Source organism: Clostridium algidicarnis DSM 15099, from assembly GCF_002934235.1.
GTDB classification, from domain to species: Bacteria; Bacillota; Clostridia; order Clostridiales; family Clostridiaceae; genus Clostridium_L; species Clostridium_L algidicarnis.
Genome location: NZ_PTIS01000017.1, coordinates 19,355 through 35,829, shown reverse-complemented (window position 1 = coordinate 35,829; position 16,475 = coordinate 19,355). Strand labels below are relative to the sequence as shown.

The window sequence follows — 16,475 nt, the reverse complement described above, 5'->3', positions numbered from 1 at the left end:
GTTTAATGTTTGTACAAAAAATAAGGAGGCGGAAAAATGAAAAGGATTGCTTTATTTTGCTCAGCAGGAATGTCAACAAGCTTATTAGTTACAAAGATGAAAAAGGCAGCTAAAGCTAAAGGAATAGAAGTATCAATTGATGCTTTTCCTGAGGCGGCTATGGAAAAAGAATTAGATGAGGTTGATGTGGTACTTATAGGACCACAAATTAAATACTTATTAAATAAACTTAAGAAATTATGTGATGAAAAAGGGGTTCCAATAGCTGTAATAAACACTATGGATTATGGCATGATGGATGGAGATAAGGTTTTAGAACAGGCTTTAAAGATTATGGAATAATAAAAATGGGGGGATTATCATGAGTAAATTTATGGATTCAATTGAAGAAAAGTTAATGCCAGTAGCAGAAAAATTAGCTAGTAATAAATATTTACTTTCTATACGTGATGGGTTTATGTTATCTATGCCGCTACTTATTATAGGAGCAATGTCTTTATTATTTGCATCATTGCCAATACCAGGATATGAAAATTTTATGACTGGAATATTTGGAGAAGGGTGGTCATCATTCTTTATAGTACCATTCCACGCAACCATGGCAATAATGACTATATTCGTAATAATTGGAATATCATATAGCTTGTCAAAACACTATGAGATAGAAGGATTAAGCACAGCTGCCATTGCACTTACTTCATTCCTTATATTAACACCATTTTTCACCAATTTTGTAGAGGAAGGGACAAAGGTGGCTGTTAAAGTAGATGGAGTTATTCCAATGGAATGGATAGGCTCCAAAGGATTATTTGTAGGAATATTTTCGGCAATATTTGCAACTGAAATAGTAAGGTTTGTTATTAATAAGGGCTGGGTAATAAAAATGCCAGAAGGTGTTCCGCCTACAGTTGCGAAGTCATTTTCAGCATTGATACCGGCTGCTATTACTTTGCTTATTTTTAATATCATAAGATTATTGTTTGGATTTACTTCATTTGAAACAATTCATAACTTTATTTATACTATATTACAAGTACCATTGACATCATTAGGGGATAGCTTAGGAGCTACTTTAATTTCTAATTTCTTTATAGGCCTATTTTGGGCATTTGGTATATCTGGTGGGGATGTTGTACAGTCTGTTATGAGTCCGATTTGGTTAGCTTTATCAGCTGAAAATCTTTCCGCATTTCAAGCAGGCTCAAATCTTCCTCATATTATTACACAACAATTTAATTCCATATATTTGTGGCTCGGTGGTGGTGGAGCAACATTAGCATTATGTCTTTTGATGTTATTTAAATGTAAATCACAACAGTGTAAGAAAATTGGTAAACTTGCAATACTTCCAGGTTTGTTTAATATAAATGAACCTATAATATTTGGATTGCCTATAGTTTTAAATCCTATTATGATTATACCATTTATATTAGTACCACTAGTATTAGCTATTGTAACTTATGTATCTATGACTACAGGCATTGTGCCAAGACCTAATGGAGTTTTAATTCCATGGACTACACCTCCTATAATAGGTGGGTTCTTAGTATCTGGTATAAGAGGTGCAATACTACAAATTGTAGAACTTGTAATATCACTATTTATTTATCTTCCATTTATAAATATTGTAGATAAAGGATATTATGAACAAGAAAAGGTTTATGAATCAAATTAAGATTTTAAATTAAATAGATAGAAATATTATATGAAACTTTTAATTTATTTAAGAATAATGGAGGGGTTTACTATGAAAAATATAGGGTTTTCGATATATCCAGCTCACACAAAATTAGAAGATAACTTAAAATATATTGATAAAGCTAATAAATATGGTTATAAAAGAATATTTACATGTCTTCTCTCAGTAGAGGGAGATAAAAAAAAGATAATGGATGAATTCAAACAAACTATAGCGCATGCTAATAAATATGGTATGAAAGTTATAGCAGATATCAATCCAGAAGTGTTAAAATATCTTGGAGTAAGCTTTGAAGATTTGGGAATTTTTAAGGAAATGGGACTCTATGGAATAAGGTTAGATAATGGATTTTCAGGTATGGAAGAATCTGTAATGAGTTTTAATAAATATGGATTGAAAATTGAGTTTAATATGAGTTCTGGAACTAAATATATAGACAATGTATTTAGTTATAATCCTAATCCAGAAAATATTTTAGGCTGTCATAACTTTTATCCACATAAATATTCTGGAATTGGATATGAACATTTTACCAAGTGCAATGCTCAATTCAAAAATTATAATATTAGAACAGCTGCCTTTGTTTCTTCAAACAAAGCAAAATATGGGCCATGGCCTGTGAGTGAAGGATTATGCACATTAGAAGAACATAGAAATCTTCCAATACAGGTTCAAGCAAAACATTTATTTTCTACGAACTCTATTGATGATGTAATAATTGCCAACGCATTTGCATCTGAAGAAGAGCTTAAAGCTTTAAGTGAAGTAAATCCTTATATTTTAACTTTTAAAGCAAATATTGAAGAAGGAATATCTGATGCTGAGAAAAATATAATTCTTGAAACTTTACATTCTAACAGAGCAGATGTATCTGAATATATGATAAGATCATCTAGGACTAGAGTAAAAAGTGCAGGAGATGGATTTAGACCATTTAATACAAAAGATATTAAAAGAGGGGATATCACAATAGACAATGTGAACTATAAGAATTATACAGGGGAATTACAAATAGCATTAAAAGATATGAAAAACTCTGGTAATACAAATGTAGTAGGAAGAATAGATGAGGATGAAATATTTTTGATAGACTATGTAAAACCGTTGCAAAAGTTTTTAATTACTGAGTAGTTAATGAAATAAAAAAAGATAGGTTTAGAGATTGTTTTCTCTAGACCTATCTTTTTTAGTTATTAAGGTTATTAATTAAATTATTTTAAGTGAATATTTAAGTAGATTATAGTAACTTTTCTATATCCTTTTGCATATCCATTGGTTCTACTGGGGATTCAAATCTTTCTACTATGTTTCCATCTCTATCTATTAAAAATTTAGTGAAATTCCACTTTATTGAATCATCTATAAGGAATTCAGGAAACTTTTCACTTATAAAACTATGAATCATTTTCCCACTTGGATTTTCTAAATCAAAACCTTTAAATGAAGTATTAGAAGTTAAATACTTAAATAAAGGATGGGCATCTTTTCCTCTTACGTCTATCTTTTCAAACATAGGGAAAGTTACACCGTAGTTTAACTCACAAAAAGTCTTAACATCTTTATTATCACCAGGTTCTTGCATAGCAAATTGGTTGCAAGGGAAACCTAATATTTCAAAGCCCTTTTCATTATACTTATCGTATAATTTTTGAAGGTCTTTATACTGAGGTGTAAAACCACATTTGCTTGCAGTATTAACTATTAATAGAGCCTTACCTTTATAATCATTTAAATTTACGTCATTTCCATCGATATCTTTTACATTAAAATCATAAATAGACATAATTAACATCTCCTCATTTATTATTATTTTTTATTAAAAGAATGTTTTGCTCAATTAAATCTTATAAATTAAATATAGCATTACAAGATTATTTTGTCAACTTTAATTATTAGTAAATAAAGTATTTTTTTAGAGAGTAATTAAATTTTATTATTATTAAACCTAAGAAAATAAAGATAAATGCTAGGCTGTCTTCACAAATAAGCACATACATACATATTATAAAACATAACAATACTTGGAGTGTGAAAAAGTGCTTTACGCATTAATATTAGCTGGAGGAAAAGGAACGAGGCTTTATCCTCTATCAAGATCAGAAAATCCTAAACAATTTTTAAGGAGTGTAGATAATAAAAGTTTTTTAAGAAATACTGTAGATAGGATTAAACCAATTATAGATAAAGAAAATATTTATATAGTAACTAATGAAAGTTATAAAGATAAGATAAAAGAAGAATTAATTGAAATTAATGAAGAAAATATATTTGTAGAACCAAGTAATAAGGAGACTGCTACTTGTATAGGTCTTTCTGCAGTTAAATTATTGAAAAAGGATAAGGATGCTGTAATGGTGGTTCTTCCATCAGATCATTATATAGAGGGAGAAAAAGAATACCAAGAAACTTTAAACCAAGCAATAGAAATAGCAGAAAGGCGAAGAGGGTTAGTTACCATAGGTGTAAATCCAATAACACCTGAAACTGGTTATGGATATATTGAGATGGGACAGAGGGTACCTGGAAGTATAGCCACATATAGAGTGGAAAGATTTACTGAAAAACCTAATATAGAAGTTGCTAAAGATTTTTTAATGAAAGGAACTTATCTTTGGAATAGTGGGATATTTGTATGGCGGGCAGATGTATTTTTAAGAGAAATGGAAAAATATCTTCCTAAGATGTATAAAAGTCTTATGCAGATATATCAAGCAGTAGATGAAAATGAAGAGAAAGATGTTATAAAAGAACAGTATGATCTAATGGATGGGATATCTGTAGATTTTGGTATTATGCAAAAAACTAGAAAGGCTTTTGTTATAAGATGTGAATTTGTTTGGGACGATATTGGAAGTTTTAAAGCTTTCAGTAGATTCCTTAAAGTTCATGAGGGAAATAATGTTTCTGAAAATGTATTTTTAGATGAGAGTGAAAATTGCTCAGTATTTAGTAAAGATAAGCTTATTATAGGCTTTGGAATAAAGGATTTAGTTATAGTAGATTCAGGTGATGTGATATTAGTAATGGATAAATGTAAAGATCAAGAGATGAAACAATTACTAAATGGAATTAAACAAAATATAGAATTTAATAAATATATATAAATAAATATAGATTAAGATAGATCTTTTATTAATTAAAGGTCTATCTATTTTTATTAAGCTTTACAATTGATAATTTGACTAAAAAACTATAAAGATTAATAAGAGGCATGTCTGTCTTTATTAAGTTAAATATAATTATAATGGTAATGGTTAGTTTAAAATAAAAAGTTTCAAAGGAATTTTTAAAAATATATGATAAAATACATATGAATAAATCATTTTATAAAACTTATAATTACCAATATATTAATAAATCATTAATATAGAATAAGCGAAGTAATTGCTAGGTTTTACAAGGTTTTACTAGAATTGGAGTGTGATACATTATGAAATTTAAAAAGATTTATATAGAAATAACTAATGCCTGCAATCTTGCTTGTGACTTTTGTCCTCAAACTAAAAGGAAGGCTGAATTCATCGATATTAATAAATTTAGTCATATATTAGATGAGGTAAAGCCTTATGGTGAGTATGTATATTTTCATGTTAAGGGGGAACCTTTATTACATAAGGATATAGATAAACTTTTAGATTTATGTGATGAAAAAGGGTTTAAGGCAAATATAACAACTAATGGAACCTTAATTAAAAAGATGCAAGATAAACTAATAGGGAAACCATCTTTAAGACAAATTAATATTTCACTTCATAGCTTTGATGGAAACCATATAGAAAACAATAAAAATATGTACATAGATGATGTAATATCCTTTATAAAAGATATTAGAAAAATAGGTAACACCTTAATTTCTCTAAGGCTTTGGAATCTAGATGAGGACAATGCTACAAATATAAAAAAGCAAAGGAACAGAGAAATACTATCTATATTAGAAAGAGAATTTAATTTACCTTATAAAATTCAAGAAGAAATAAATCTTTCAAGAGGTATTAAAATAGCAGAGGGGGTATTTTTAAATCAAGATTACGAATTTGAGTGGCCAAGTTTAAATGCAGAAGAAGATAAGACTCATAGAGGTTTTTGTTATGGGCTTAAAAATCAAGTAGGAATATTGGTAGATGGCACTGTAGTTCCTTGTTGCCTTGACGGTGAGGGGGTAATTAATCTTGGTAATATATATGACATGCACTTTTCAGAAATTATAGAAGGGAAAAGAGCGGTGTCTATTGCACAAGGATTTTCAAATAGAGAAGTAGTAGAAGAATTATGTAGAAAATGTGGATATAGAAAAAGATTTAATGAAAATAAATAAATTAAATGTCTAAAGGTTAATTAAAAATGCGCATTTTGAGTAACTTTTTATTTTTGTATAACATAACATAAGTAATAAATATTTTAACTTAAAAAAACTTGACTTCACAGAATATAAATAATATAATATAAACAACATATGAATACATGCTCATATGTACAACTGTAAGAGGAGATAGTTATATGGAAGATTTAGAGAGGATAGATAGTTGCAATACAGTTATGATTCATGAAGATGTAGTAAGAGAAGTTATTAAGTCACTACCTACAGATGAAAAACTATATGAACTTGCAGAACTATTTAAGGTTTTTGGAGATGGTACTCGTATAAAGATAATATGTGCCTTATTTAAATCTGAGATGTGTGTTTGTGACTTAGCAGCACTTCTTGCAATGAGTCAATCAGCAATATCACATCAACTTAGAGTTTTAAAAAATGCTAGGCTTGTAACTTTTAGAAGAGAAGGTAAAGTAGTCTATTATTCATTAGATGATGATCATGTTAAAGACATATTTGATAAAGGGTTAGTGCACATCACAGAAAAGTAGATAGGGGTGATTTTATGATCAAACATGAATTAATTTTAGAGGGCTTAGATTGTGCAAATTGTTCAGCTAAAATAGAAGATAAGGTATCTAAAATTGAAGATGTATTTTCTGCTAGTATGAACTTTTCAACAAAGACTTTAATAATAGAAAGTAATAAAGAAGAAGCTATGGATAAAATATTAAAAGAAAGTATAGATATAATAAACAGATTAGAACCAGATGTTATTGTAAGGCAAAAAGAAAAGAATTTAGGTCAGAATAAAAATATGATTATAATGTTAGAAGGCCTTAACTGTGCAAATTGTGCAGCAAAGATTGAGACAGAAGTTAATAAATTAGAAGAGATAAAAGAAGCTGGATTAGACTTTGTATCTAAAAGATTAATTATAAAGGTAGATAATAATTCAAATAGGAATAATATATTCTCAAAAGTTCAATCGATAGTAAATAAACTAGAACCCGAGGTAGAGGTGAAGCTACAAAGCAATAATTCAATTAATAATAAGGACCTAGATATTAATACAAAAAGTGAAAACGAACAGGAAAATAATGAAATAAAGGAATCTATTATAAAACTAATATTAGGTTTAGGATTCTTCATTATACCATTAATATTTGATTTTTCACCTAAAATAGAGCTTGGATTATTTCTTATAAGTTATGCTTTAGTTGGTGGAGAGATAGTTTTAAGAGCAGTAAAAAACATATCTAAAGGTCAAGTATTTGATGAAAATTTCCTTATGACAATAGCTACTTTAGGGGCATTTGCTATTAGACAATACCCAGAAGCTGTGGCTGTTATGATATTTTATCAAGTGGGAGAATTATTTCAAGATATAGCTGTAAATAAATCAAGAAAGTCTATATCAGATCTTATGGATATAAGACCAGACTCCGCTAATGTTAAAAGAGGAGAAGAGTTTATAACTGTTTCGCCGCAGGAAGTTTTAATAGGTGATATCATAATGATAAAACCTGGAGAAAAGCTACCTTTAGATGGAGTTATAATAGAAGGAAAAAGTATGGTTGATACATCTGCACTTACAGGGGAGTCAGTTCCAAGAACAGTTAGAACTGGAGATGAAGTCCTTGGAGGGTTTATAAATAAAAATGGACTATTATACGTAAAAGTTGAAAAAGAATTCGGGGAGTCTACACTATCAAAGATATTAGATTTAGTACAAAATGCAGGGGCTAAAAAAGCGCCTACTGAAAAGTTTATCACTAAATTTGCTAGATATTATACTCCTGTTGTAGTTATATCTGCGGTTATGTTAGCAGTGGTGCCTCCACTAATAATAGAGGGTGCTACATTTTCGGATTGGATATATAGAGCTCTTGTGTTCCTTGTAGTATCTTGTCCATGTGCTTTAGTGGTGTCAATACCTTTAGGATTCTTTGGAGGCATTGGATCAGCGTCTAAAAATGGTATATTGATTAAGGGTGGGAATTATTTAGAGGCCTTAAATAAGGTTGAAACTATAGTGTTTGATAAAACAGGAACTTTAACAAAAGGTGTATTTAAAGTTACAAATGTTTACTCTAAAGAAGGATTCACAAAAGAAAGCTTGATAGAATACGCAGCTTATGTTGAAGCATTTTCTACTCATCCTATAGCAACATCTATTGTAGAATACTTTGATAAAGATATAGATAAATCAAGGGTGAAAAATTATGAAGAGATATCAGGACATGGAATAAAAGCATTAGTGGATAATAAAAATGTATTAGCTGGAAATAAGAAACTTATGGATATGCATAATATAGAAGTAGAAGAAATTTCTAGTATAGGTACTGTGGTTTATTTAAGTATAGACGAAGGTTATGCTGGACATGTAGATATATCAGATGAAATAAAAGAAGACTCTAAGGAAGCTATAATAGGGCTTAAAGCTTCAGGAATTAAAAACATTTTAATGTTAACTGGAGATAATAAAGTTGTAGCTGATAAAGTAGGAACAAAGATTGGGGTAGACAAAGTTTATTCTGAGTTACTTCCACAAAATAAGGTAGAAATACTAGAAGGATTGCAAGAAGATAAATTACGAAAAGGAAAAGTAGCCTTTGTAGGAGATGGAATAAATGATGCTCCTGTACTTGCTAGGGCGGACATAGGTATAGCTATGGGTGGAGTTGGATCTGATGCTGCTATAGAGGCGGCGGATGTTGTAATAATGACAGACGAGCCATCTAAAATTATACTAGCCATAAAGATAGCTAAAAAGACAAATAAAGTGGTATGGCAAAATATTATATTTGCATTAAGTGTAAAGCTTGTAATATTAATATTAGGAGCTATGGGAATAGCTACTATGTGGGAAGCAGTATTTGGAGATGTAGGAGTTGCTTTAATAGCAGTGCTAAACTCTATGAGAGTGCTTAGAGTGAAAAATTAAATATGTAAACTTCAAATAAAAAAAGAACAGGAAATAACTTAAGAAGTTATTTCCTGTTCTTTTTAGTGATTATATAAATTTAAATGTTTATGCATTAGCTGTTGGTGGAGTAAATACTCTTGTAGCTAATTCATCGTCCAACATATATAAGGCAGCTGGATTTGATTCTATTCTCTTAAGTTTTTTAATTATAGTATTAAAGTTTTGTTCTTCTTCTACTTGCTCATCTATAAACCATTGAAGTAAACTTAGAGTTGCATGTTCTTTTTCTTCAGTAGCTATATTAGCAAGGTTATATATTTTAGAAGTAACTGTTTTCTCATGCTCATAGCCTGATTCAAAAAGATGAAGTACAGAATCGTATTCTATTTGAGGCTTTTCAATAGCCTCGATAACTACCCTTCCATCCATTTGATTTATATAATTATAAAATTTCATAGCATGGAAAAGCTCTTCTTCATATTGAACTTTAAAGAAGTTTGCAAAACCTTCTAAATCTTCACTTTCAGCATAAGCAGCCATAGCTAAATAAGTATAAGCTGAATAAAATTCGTAATTAACTTGATCATTTAATGATTTTTGTAATCTTTCACTTAACATATTATATACCTCCCTGTATTTTAGACAAAAGTCTATCTAATAAAAGATATAAATTTGTATTAAAATTAGATATTTTGTTTGATTTTAAGCATACATACATTATATATCATAAAAAATCAATTATCAATAATCGGAGGTAATCATATAATGATATCCTCCGATTTTACATAAAGAATAACAATTTATTTAAGATTTTAGTAAGTTACTAAGTTTATCAGGATAATTAGTTATAATACCATCTATACCTAAATTTATTAAAGTTTTCATATGATTTTCATCATTTACGGTGTAGGTATTTATAAGAATGTTTTTAGATTTAATATCATCTACTATATCCTTATGAATTACACTTAAAAAATGAGGGTGAAGAGCATCGGCTCCTACATATTGTGCATAGATATGAGGTTTATAAAGACCAGCTTCATATAATAATCCTGTTTTAATATTATTATCTATAGATTTACATTTCACCATGGAGTAATGATTAAAAGAAGATAATATTACATGTTTAGATAAATTATATTCATGAATCTTTTTTATAACCATTTCTTCTAAGCCTTCATATAAGATTATGCTATTTTTCAACTCAAGATTTAGGTATATATCTTTTTCTTTGCAATAGTCTAGCAGCTCTTCCAGTGTAGGAATTTTAATATTTTTAAATTTATCTCCAAATTTAATACCAAAGTCCAAAGCTTTAAGCTCTTTATAGGTGTATTGTGATATAAAACCTTTATTACTTGTGGTTCTATCTAAAGTTTCATCATGGCATAATACAAGTACATTATCCTTAGTAAGCTGTACATCAGTTTCTATGCCGTCACAATCAGCCTCTACAGCCTTTTCAAAAGCTAACATAGTGTTCTCGGGATATTTACCACTAAAGCCTCTATGGGCTATATTTAAACTTTTATAATGCATAAAAAATCCTCCTATTAATTTTATCCGATGGCTACCAGACCTAACACCCCTATCCTCTTCAAGGTGGGGGATGACGGCTGATAAGCCCCTTTATAAGTTATTCTAGCCTTTGATGGGGAGATGTATCCTTATAAGCAAACACCACCTGAGTCTAAGAATCACTTGATTTAGAAACTTTTTCTTTGTAATCTCCAATAAGTATAAAAATACCTATAGATAAAAGTATAAAAGGCCAAAAATACCTTAACATTAAATATATATTAGTAAATTTAAATTTATAAATTGTGGAAAGAGTTATAAATAATATTGCTAAATATATAATCCAATACCTTTTTTTAAAAGATTTAAAGTTTTGTTTTCTTATGTGTATAATGTAAACTAATACACAACAAAGCCCCAGTAGATATAAGAAAAGGCTATAGTCTATGTTATATACGTTATAATTATTTAAAATAAATTCTAATAAAGCTAAAGAAATAAGAATTAAAGATGGTATTAAGATCAATATATTTTTATGTTTAGTATAATACCCCATAAGAATATAGGCCGCCATAAGACCAAAACCAACTATAAAAAATGAAATGTTATTTTTAATAATTCCAATATTTCTAAGAAACATTAATACACCGGTTAATAATAAGGTTATAGCAAAAAAGATATTCTTTTTCATTAATTATTCTCCTAAACTTTAAAGATTTGCCTTTAAAAATAAGGCAGCTTTTGTTCTATCACTAATTCCTATTTTGCTATAAATATTGCTTATATAGTTTTTAACCGTACCCTCTGAAATAAATAGCTTTGAAGAAATTTGCTTGTTATTATAGCCTTCGATTAAAAGGGAAGACACCTGAAGCTCTCTTTCTGAAAGAGATAAATCTCTTTTTAAAGTATTTTTGGAAGCTTCTTTTTCATATAATCTAGATATAAGCTTTGCTGCTATATTTGTAGGAATAAATAGTTGACCCTTTAAACTATCTCTTATAGCTTCAATCAACTTTTCAGCAGGCATATCCTTTAAGAGATATCCTGATGCACCATTAGATAGAGCCTCTATTATATATTCATCATCATCAAAGGTAGTAAGCATAATTACAGCTACTTTTGGTAAAATAGATTTTATCTTTTTAACGCTATCTACTCCATTCATTATAGGCATTCTTATATCCATTAAGATAACATCAGGGGTTAATTCAATAGACTTTTGAAAGGCTATTTCACCATTTTCAGCAGTAGCGATTACTTCAATATCCTCTTCTAAATCTAAAATAGTCTTAAGACCATCCCGCATAAGAGTTTGATCATCTGCAATTAAAACCTTTATCATAAATTCAAGTCCTCCTTTAATATAAATTCTATTATGAAACCTTTTTCCCTAAAATATTTTAGATTAAACTCTCCATTTACAGATTCCACTGATTCTTTCATATTTGTAAGACCAAAACCTAGTATAATATCTTCGGAGCCTAATCCTTTATCCTCTAAGTAAAAGAAGATATTTTCATCACTATCATAAAGCTTAAATATAAACTCTTTAGCATTACCGTGTTTAATTCCATTTGTGATACCCTCTAAAAGACTATTATAGATTATCTTTTCGTAGGTCTTAGGTATGTTTTTTCTTAATGATATATCGTATTGTATTTTAACGTCTGTATGAAGTTTAGTGTCCTCTAGTATTAACTTTAAAGAGGGGATAAACTCAATTAAATCTTTGCCTTCTTTCATCATGGTAACTGATGATCTAATATCCTTAAGGCCCTTTCTAACTTGCTCTTGTGCTAAGGTGATTTTATCAAGTCCTCCAGGTTTATCTTTAATTAAAAGCCTTTTACCAGCTTCAATTTCAACGAGTACAGTAGTAAGAGTGTGACCAACTGTATCATGTAATTCTCTTGAAATTCTATTTCGTTCTTTTAAAGCAGCCATTTCTTCGAGAGCTTCTGAGTGTTCTTTTAATTTAGAATAGGCCTTTTCAAGCTTTATATTTTTTTCTTCTATTTCATTCATTGAATTAGATAGCTTAGATCTTTGAATTATTTGCTCCTTTAAAAAGTAGAGTATGCTTGATAAAAAAACAAATCCTAGTAAAGCTATTACAGAGGATAATGAAATATTGCCTAAATTTGTGTATAAAGATGGAGTGGATATTTTGTTTATTATAAAAGAGAGATACCCAAGTACAATAATTAAAAAGCTAAAAGTGTAGCTGTGAAAAAATATAGAATCCATAATAATTATTATGGTATATAAAATTGATATACCAGATGTATCAGCTGCAAAGATTAAATAGACTACTGTTAAATCAACAAAGATTAAAAATTTACCTATATACTTTTTACTAGGGTTTGGATAAAGGATAGATAATCTTATGCTAACAGAAATTATTAAAAGGGAAGATAAAAATCCAATTATAACTCTATTTTCATTAGATGAGTAAAGCAACAATAAAAATATTAATGTGAAAGAAAAGTACAATATTATCCAAATAGTTTTTTCGGTATTTTTATCCATAAATATCATGAAACCTTTCAAAATTATTATTTGTATAAATTTAATTATATTATATCATTAACTAATAACTATAATATAATTTTGCATATATTAATAAACATTGGTCAATAATTATATAAAGTATTAATCTACAAAATGTGTTTTATAAGTAATTTATTAAATAAATAATAAGTATTATAACAATTTGTTAAGAATTTGCAGGTATATTTAATAATATAAGCAATGAAATTACGAAAGTATAAGCAAAACTATATATTTTCAATGTAAAAACATGTATAATAGCAAGTAAATTATAAATTATTATATTTTTTTGTGTAATCACAAGGTAACTTGTGATAGAATACTTGGTGTATATTATATTAAATTTAATTATTCACAATAAATTTTACTTTATTTTTCTTTGTTTTATCTTATAGATTGTAGGTATAAGCTTATTTGAAGTTGTATCTATCAATTTAAATTTATTAGAGTTAAGTATATTTGAGTTTGAATTTGATTTATTATAGAATATATTTTCACAAAAATAATAATTTTATTTATCTCTGTAATTATAATGCAAAGGAATTAGAAGATATTTATATAATTATTATTAAAAACGTTGTAACTTAGTATAAGTTATTAAATTTAGTTAAAGAGGTGTAATCATGGATAAAAAAAGGAGTATTTCTATGGCGGTAATAAAAAGATTACCAAAATATCATAGATATCTTAGTGAGTTACTTAGAAACGATGTAGACAGGATATCATCAAAAGAATTAAGTGAGAAGATAGGATTTACTGCTTCACAAATAAGGCAGGATTTAAATTGTTTTGGAGACTTTGGTCAACAAGGATATGGATACAATGTAAGAGAATTATATGCTCAAATAAGTGAAATAGTTGGATTATCAAATGAGTATAAAACAGTTATAGTAGGTGCAGGTAATATAGGTCAGGCTATAGCAAATTATAATAGGTTCGAAAAGTTAGGTTTTAAATTAGAAGCTATATTTGATGCTAATCCTAAGCTTTCAGGAATAAAAATAAGAGATATAGCTATAGACGATATAGATAAATTAGAACAATACATTAAGTCAAATACTATAAATATAGGAATAATATGTGTACCAGCGGTAAACGCTCAAAAAGTATGTGACATACTTGTTAATAACGGAGTAAAGGGGATTTGGAACTTTGCACCAGTAGACCTTGTAGTACCAGAGGACACAGTTGTAGAAAATGTTCATCTTAGTGAAAGTTTATTAACTCTTACATATCTCATTCATGAAAAAGAAAATGAAAAGGAAATGGAAATAGAAATAGAATAATGAAATAATTCAAAATCATTTGATTTATCATTGAAATAAATTCTTATTCGAGTTATAATTATAATTGAAGTGCGAGCTTCAATTATTTTTTATGTCTACTTGTTAGATAATTAACAATGACTTATTAGGAAATTGAGAGTAGCACATTAATTTCTATAATTTTCAATAAGTAAATTATAGAAAGTAAAAGGGAGGATTATCATGGAATTAAAGAATGTTATCCTTGAAAAAGAAGGCAATATTGCCATCGTAACAATTAATAGACCCAAGGCATTGAATGCTTTGAATTCAGAAACATTGAAAGAATTAGATACTTTAGTTGATACTTTAGAAAATGACCAAGAAATTTATTCAGTAATTATAACTGGAGCAGGGGATAAAGCATTTATTGCGGGGGCTGATATAACAGAAATGAAGGATTTAAATACCATGGAAGGAAGAGGTTTTTCTATACTCGGAAACAGGGTTTTTAGAAGAATAGAAAATCTTGAAAAACCAGTGATAGCAGCTATAAATGGTTTTGCACTAGGTGGCGGATGTGAACTTGCAATGGCTTGCGATATAAGAATAGCCACAGAGAAGGCTAAGTTTGGACAACCTGAAGTAGGGCTTGGAATAACACCAGGTTTTGGTGGTACTCAAAGGCTTGCAAGACATGTTGGACTTGGAATGGCGAAAGAAATAATATTTACAAGTAGAATGGTAAAAGCAGATGAAGCTTTAAGAATTGGGCTTGTAAACAAAGTAGTTGAAGTGGAAAAGTTAATGGAAGAAGCTAAATTAATGGCAAATACTATAGCAGCCAATGCGCCTATAGCTGTTAAGCTATCTAAAGTAGCTATTAACAGAGGTATGCAATGTGATATAGATACAGCACTTATGTATGAAGCAGAAACCTTTGGACAATGTTTTTCTACTGAAGATCAAAAAGAAGGAATGGCAGCTTTTGTAGAAAGAAGAGATAAAAACTTTAAAAATAAATAAAACCTTAATTTAATATGTACTTTTAAGGAGGTAAAATAAATGAATTTTGCATTATCAGAGGAACAACAATTAGTTAGACAAATGGCAAGACAATTTGCAGAAGAAAAAGTAAAACCTATAGCGGGTGAAATTGATGAAACTGAAGAGTTTCCAATGGAAAACGCAAAGCTTATGGGTAAATATGGACTTATGGGAATACCTTTTCCAAAAAAATACGGTGGAGCTGAGGGTGATACTTTAGCTTATATATTAGCAGTAGAAGAAATATCTAAAGCTTGTGGTACTACAGGGATAATATTATCTGCTCATGTTTCTTTATGTGAATCTTTAATATACCAATATGGTAATGAGATGCAAAGAGAAAAATATCTTCCATCCCTAATAAATGGCGATAAGTTAGGTGCATTTGGACTTACTGAACCTGGTGCAGGTACAGATGCAGCAGGTCAACAAACCATAGCAGTTTTAGATGGAGATCATTATGTTTTAAATGGAACAAAGATATTTATAACTAATGGTGGAGTTGCAGATGTATTTGTAATATTTGCCATGACTGATAGAAGCAAGGGAACTAGAGGAATATCAGCATTTATAGTTGAAAAGGATTTCGAAGGATTCTCTATAGGAAAACTTGAAAATAAGATGGGCATAAGAGCCTCATCTACTACAGAACTTGTAATGCAAAATTGCATAGTTCCAAAGGAAAACCTAGTAGGACAAGAAGGAAAGGGTTTTGGAATTGCAATGAAGACTCTCGATGGAGGAAGAATAGGAGTTGCAGCTCAAGCGTTAGGTATAGCGGAAGGTGCATTAGAGGAAAGTGTTAAGTATATGAAGGAAAGAAAACAATTCGGGAAACCTATTAGTGCTTTCCAAGGACTACAATGGATGGTTGCTGAAATGGATACTAAGGTAGAGGCCGCAAGATATCTAGTTTATAATGCTGCATTTTTAAAAGATCAAGGACTTCCATTTTCAGTAGAAGCTGCAAGAGCAAAATTATTTGCATCAGAAGTAGCTATGGAAGTTACAACTAAGGCAGTTCAATTATTTGGTGGATATGGTTATACAAGAGAGTATCCAGTAGAAAGAATGATGAGAGATGCTAAAATAACAGAAATATATGAAGGAACTTCAGAAGTACAAAAAATGGTTATTGCAGGAAATGCATTGAAATAGGAGGGGGCTACATAG

16 protein-coding genes are annotated in these 16,475 nt (G+C 29.1%); 10 read left to right on the top strand and 6 right to left on the bottom strand.

Annotated elements, in window-relative coordinates; all coding sequences use genetic code 11:
• Positions 1-36 precede the first annotated feature (36 nt).
• From BD821_RS10870 to BD821_RS10860, 3 genes are all read left to right on the top strand, one after another.
• The gene (locus BD821_RS10870) at positions 37-342 is read left to right on the top strand and encodes a PTS sugar transporter subunit IIB (RefSeq protein ID WP_104410490.1); all 306 of its coding nucleotides are present in this window, start codon (positions 37-39) and stop codon (positions 340-342) included.
• A 19-nt stretch (positions 343-361) separates the two neighbouring features.
• On the top strand, positions 362-1,675 hold the full coding sequence (celB, locus tag BD821_RS10865) for a PTS cellobiose transporter subunit IIC (protein ID WP_104410489.1): 1,314 nt from the start codon (positions 362-364) through the stop codon (positions 1,673-1,675).
• 72 nt (positions 1,676-1,747) lie between these two features.
• Entirely contained in the window at positions 1,748-2,830 is a 1,083-nt protein-coding gene (locus BD821_RS10860) for a DUF871 domain-containing protein (RefSeq protein ID WP_104410488.1), read from the top strand.
• A 106-nt stretch (positions 2,831-2,936) separates the two neighbouring features.
• Here BD821_RS10860 and BD821_RS10855 read toward each other — a convergent pair whose 3' ends face one another.
• Positions 2,937-3,482: a glutathione peroxidase gene (locus BD821_RS10855; protein ID WP_104410487.1), complete on the bottom strand. Its 546-nt coding sequence runs from the start codon at positions 3,480-3,482 to the stop codon at positions 2,937-2,939.
• Between the two features lie 253 nt (positions 3,483-3,735).
• Here BD821_RS10855 and BD821_RS10850 point away from each other — a divergent pair, with 253 nt between their 5' ends.
• From BD821_RS10850 to BD821_RS10835, 4 genes are all read left to right on the top strand, one after another.
• A complete protein-coding gene (locus BD821_RS10850; RefSeq protein ID WP_104410486.1) occupies positions 3,736-4,803 on the top strand; it encodes a mannose-1-phosphate guanylyltransferase in 1,068 nt (355 codons plus the stop codon).
• Positions 4,804-5,126: 323 nt separating this feature from the next.
• A complete protein-coding gene (locus tag BD821_RS10845) occupies positions 5,127-6,014 on the top strand; it encodes a radical SAM/SPASM domain-containing protein (RefSeq protein ID WP_104410485.1) in 888 nt (295 codons plus the stop codon).
• Positions 6,015-6,196: 182 nt separating this feature from the next.
• Positions 6,197-6,562 carry an ArsR/SmtB family transcription factor gene (locus BD821_RS10840; protein WP_104410484.1) on the top strand — a complete coding sequence of 122 codons (366 nt, stop codon included), beginning with the start codon at positions 6,197-6,199 and terminating at the stop codon, positions 6,560-6,562.
• 14 nt (positions 6,563-6,576) lie between these two features.
• Positions 6,577-8,958, top strand: coding sequence for a heavy metal translocating P-type ATPase (locus BD821_RS10835; protein ID WP_104410483.1), 2,382 nt, complete (start codon positions 6,577-6,579; stop codon positions 8,956-8,958).
• An 87-nt stretch (positions 8,959-9,045) separates the two neighbouring features.
• Here the strand turns inward: BD821_RS10835 and BD821_RS10830 are convergent, their stop codons facing one another.
• The 5 genes from BD821_RS10830 to BD821_RS10810 form a co-directional block, all read right to left on the bottom strand.
• Positions 9,046-9,558 (bottom strand): ferritin, encoded by a 513-nt coding sequence (locus tag BD821_RS10830; RefSeq protein WP_029451065.1) that lies wholly within the window; start codon positions 9,556-9,558, stop codon positions 9,046-9,048.
• Between the two features lie 186 nt (positions 9,559-9,744).
• Positions 9,745-10,479 (bottom strand): glycerophosphodiester phosphodiesterase, encoded by a 735-nt coding sequence (locus tag BD821_RS10825; protein WP_029451064.1) that lies wholly within the window; start codon positions 10,477-10,479, stop codon positions 9,745-9,747.
• A 151-nt stretch (positions 10,480-10,630) separates the two neighbouring features.
• The gene (locus tag BD821_RS10820) at positions 10,631-11,149 is read right to left on the bottom strand and encodes a hypothetical protein (RefSeq protein ID WP_104410482.1); all 519 of its coding nucleotides are present in this window, start codon (positions 11,147-11,149) and stop codon (positions 10,631-10,633) included.
• 18 nt (positions 11,150-11,167) lie between these two features.
• A complete protein-coding gene (locus BD821_RS10815) occupies positions 11,168-11,803 on the bottom strand; it encodes a response regulator transcription factor (RefSeq protein WP_029451062.1) in 636 nt (211 codons plus the stop codon).
• Positions 11,800-12,990 carry a sensor histidine kinase gene (locus tag BD821_RS10810; protein WP_169994131.1) on the bottom strand — a complete coding sequence of 397 codons (1,191 nt, stop codon included), beginning with the start codon at positions 12,988-12,990 and terminating at the stop codon, positions 11,800-11,802. Before BD821_RS10810 ends, BD821_RS10815 begins: the two co-directional genes overlap by 4 nt.
• Before the next feature lie 644 nt (positions 12,991-13,634).
• Here BD821_RS10810 and BD821_RS10805 point away from each other — a divergent pair.
• The 3 genes from BD821_RS10805 to BD821_RS10795 all read left to right on the top strand — a co-directional run bounded on the left by BD821_RS10805 (position 13,635) and on the right by BD821_RS10795 (position 16,460).
• On the top strand, positions 13,635-14,297 hold the full coding sequence (locus tag BD821_RS10805; protein WP_104410480.1) for a redox-sensing transcriptional repressor Rex: 663 nt from the start codon (positions 13,635-13,637) through the stop codon (positions 14,295-14,297).
• 201 nt (positions 14,298-14,498) lie between these two features.
• Complete coding sequence (locus BD821_RS10800; RefSeq protein ID WP_104410479.1) at positions 14,499-15,281, top strand: short-chain-enoyl-CoA hydratase; 783 nt, start codon at positions 14,499-14,501, stop codon at positions 15,279-15,281.
• Positions 15,282-15,320: 39 nt separating this feature from the next.
• Positions 15,321-16,460 carry an acyl-CoA dehydrogenase gene (locus tag BD821_RS10795; RefSeq protein ID WP_029451058.1) on the top strand — a complete coding sequence of 380 codons (1,140 nt, stop codon included), beginning with the start codon at positions 15,321-15,323 and terminating at the stop codon, positions 16,458-16,460.
• Positions 16,461-16,475: the final 15 nt, after the last annotated feature.

Excerpts from the sequence above, each read along its gene's own strand:
- BD821_RS10870 (WP_104410490.1), top strand. The coding sequence starts at position 37 with ATGAAAAGGATTGCTTTATTTTGCTCAGCAGGAATGTCAACAAGCTTA.
- celB (WP_104410489.1), top strand. The coding sequence starts at position 362 with ATGAGTAAATTTATGGATTCAATTGAAGAAAAGTTAATGCCAGTAGCA.
- BD821_RS10860 (WP_104410488.1), top strand. The coding sequence starts at position 1,748 with ATGAAAAATATAGGGTTTTCGATATATCCAGCTCACACAAAATTAGAA.
- BD821_RS10855 (WP_104410487.1), bottom strand. The coding sequence starts at position 3,482 with ATGTCTATTTATGATTTTAATGTAAAAGATATCGATGGAAATGACGTA.
- BD821_RS10840 (WP_104410484.1), top strand. The coding sequence starts at position 6,197 with ATGGAAGATTTAGAGAGGATAGATAGTTGCAATACAGTTATGATTCAT.
- BD821_RS10835 (WP_104410483.1), top strand. The coding sequence starts at position 6,577 with ATGATCAAACATGAATTAATTTTAGAGGGCTTAGATTGTGCAAATTGT.
- BD821_RS10830 (WP_029451065.1), bottom strand. The coding sequence starts at position 9,558 with ATGTTAAGTGAAAGATTACAAAAATCATTAAATGATCAAGTTAATTAC.
- BD821_RS10825 (WP_029451064.1), bottom strand. The coding sequence starts at position 10,479 with ATGCATTATAAAAGTTTAAATATAGCCCATAGAGGCTTTAGTGGTAAA.
- BD821_RS10820 (WP_104410482.1), bottom strand. The coding sequence starts at position 11,149 with ATGAAAAAGAATATCTTTTTTGCTATAACCTTATTATTAACCGGTGTA.
- BD821_RS10815 (WP_029451062.1), bottom strand. The coding sequence starts at position 11,803 with ATGATAAAGGTTTTAATTGCAGATGATCAAACTCTTATGCGGGATGGT.
- BD821_RS10810 (WP_169994131.1), bottom strand. The coding sequence starts at position 12,990 with ATGGATAAAAATACCGAAAAAACTATTTGGATAATATTGTACTTTTCT.
- BD821_RS10805 (WP_104410480.1), top strand. The coding sequence starts at position 13,635 with ATGGATAAAAAAAGGAGTATTTCTATGGCGGTAATAAAAAGATTACCA.
- BD821_RS10800 (WP_104410479.1), top strand. The coding sequence starts at position 14,499 with ATGGAATTAAAGAATGTTATCCTTGAAAAAGAAGGCAATATTGCCATC.
- BD821_RS10795 (WP_029451058.1), top strand. The coding sequence starts at position 15,321 with ATGAATTTTGCATTATCAGAGGAACAACAATTAGTTAGACAAATGGCA.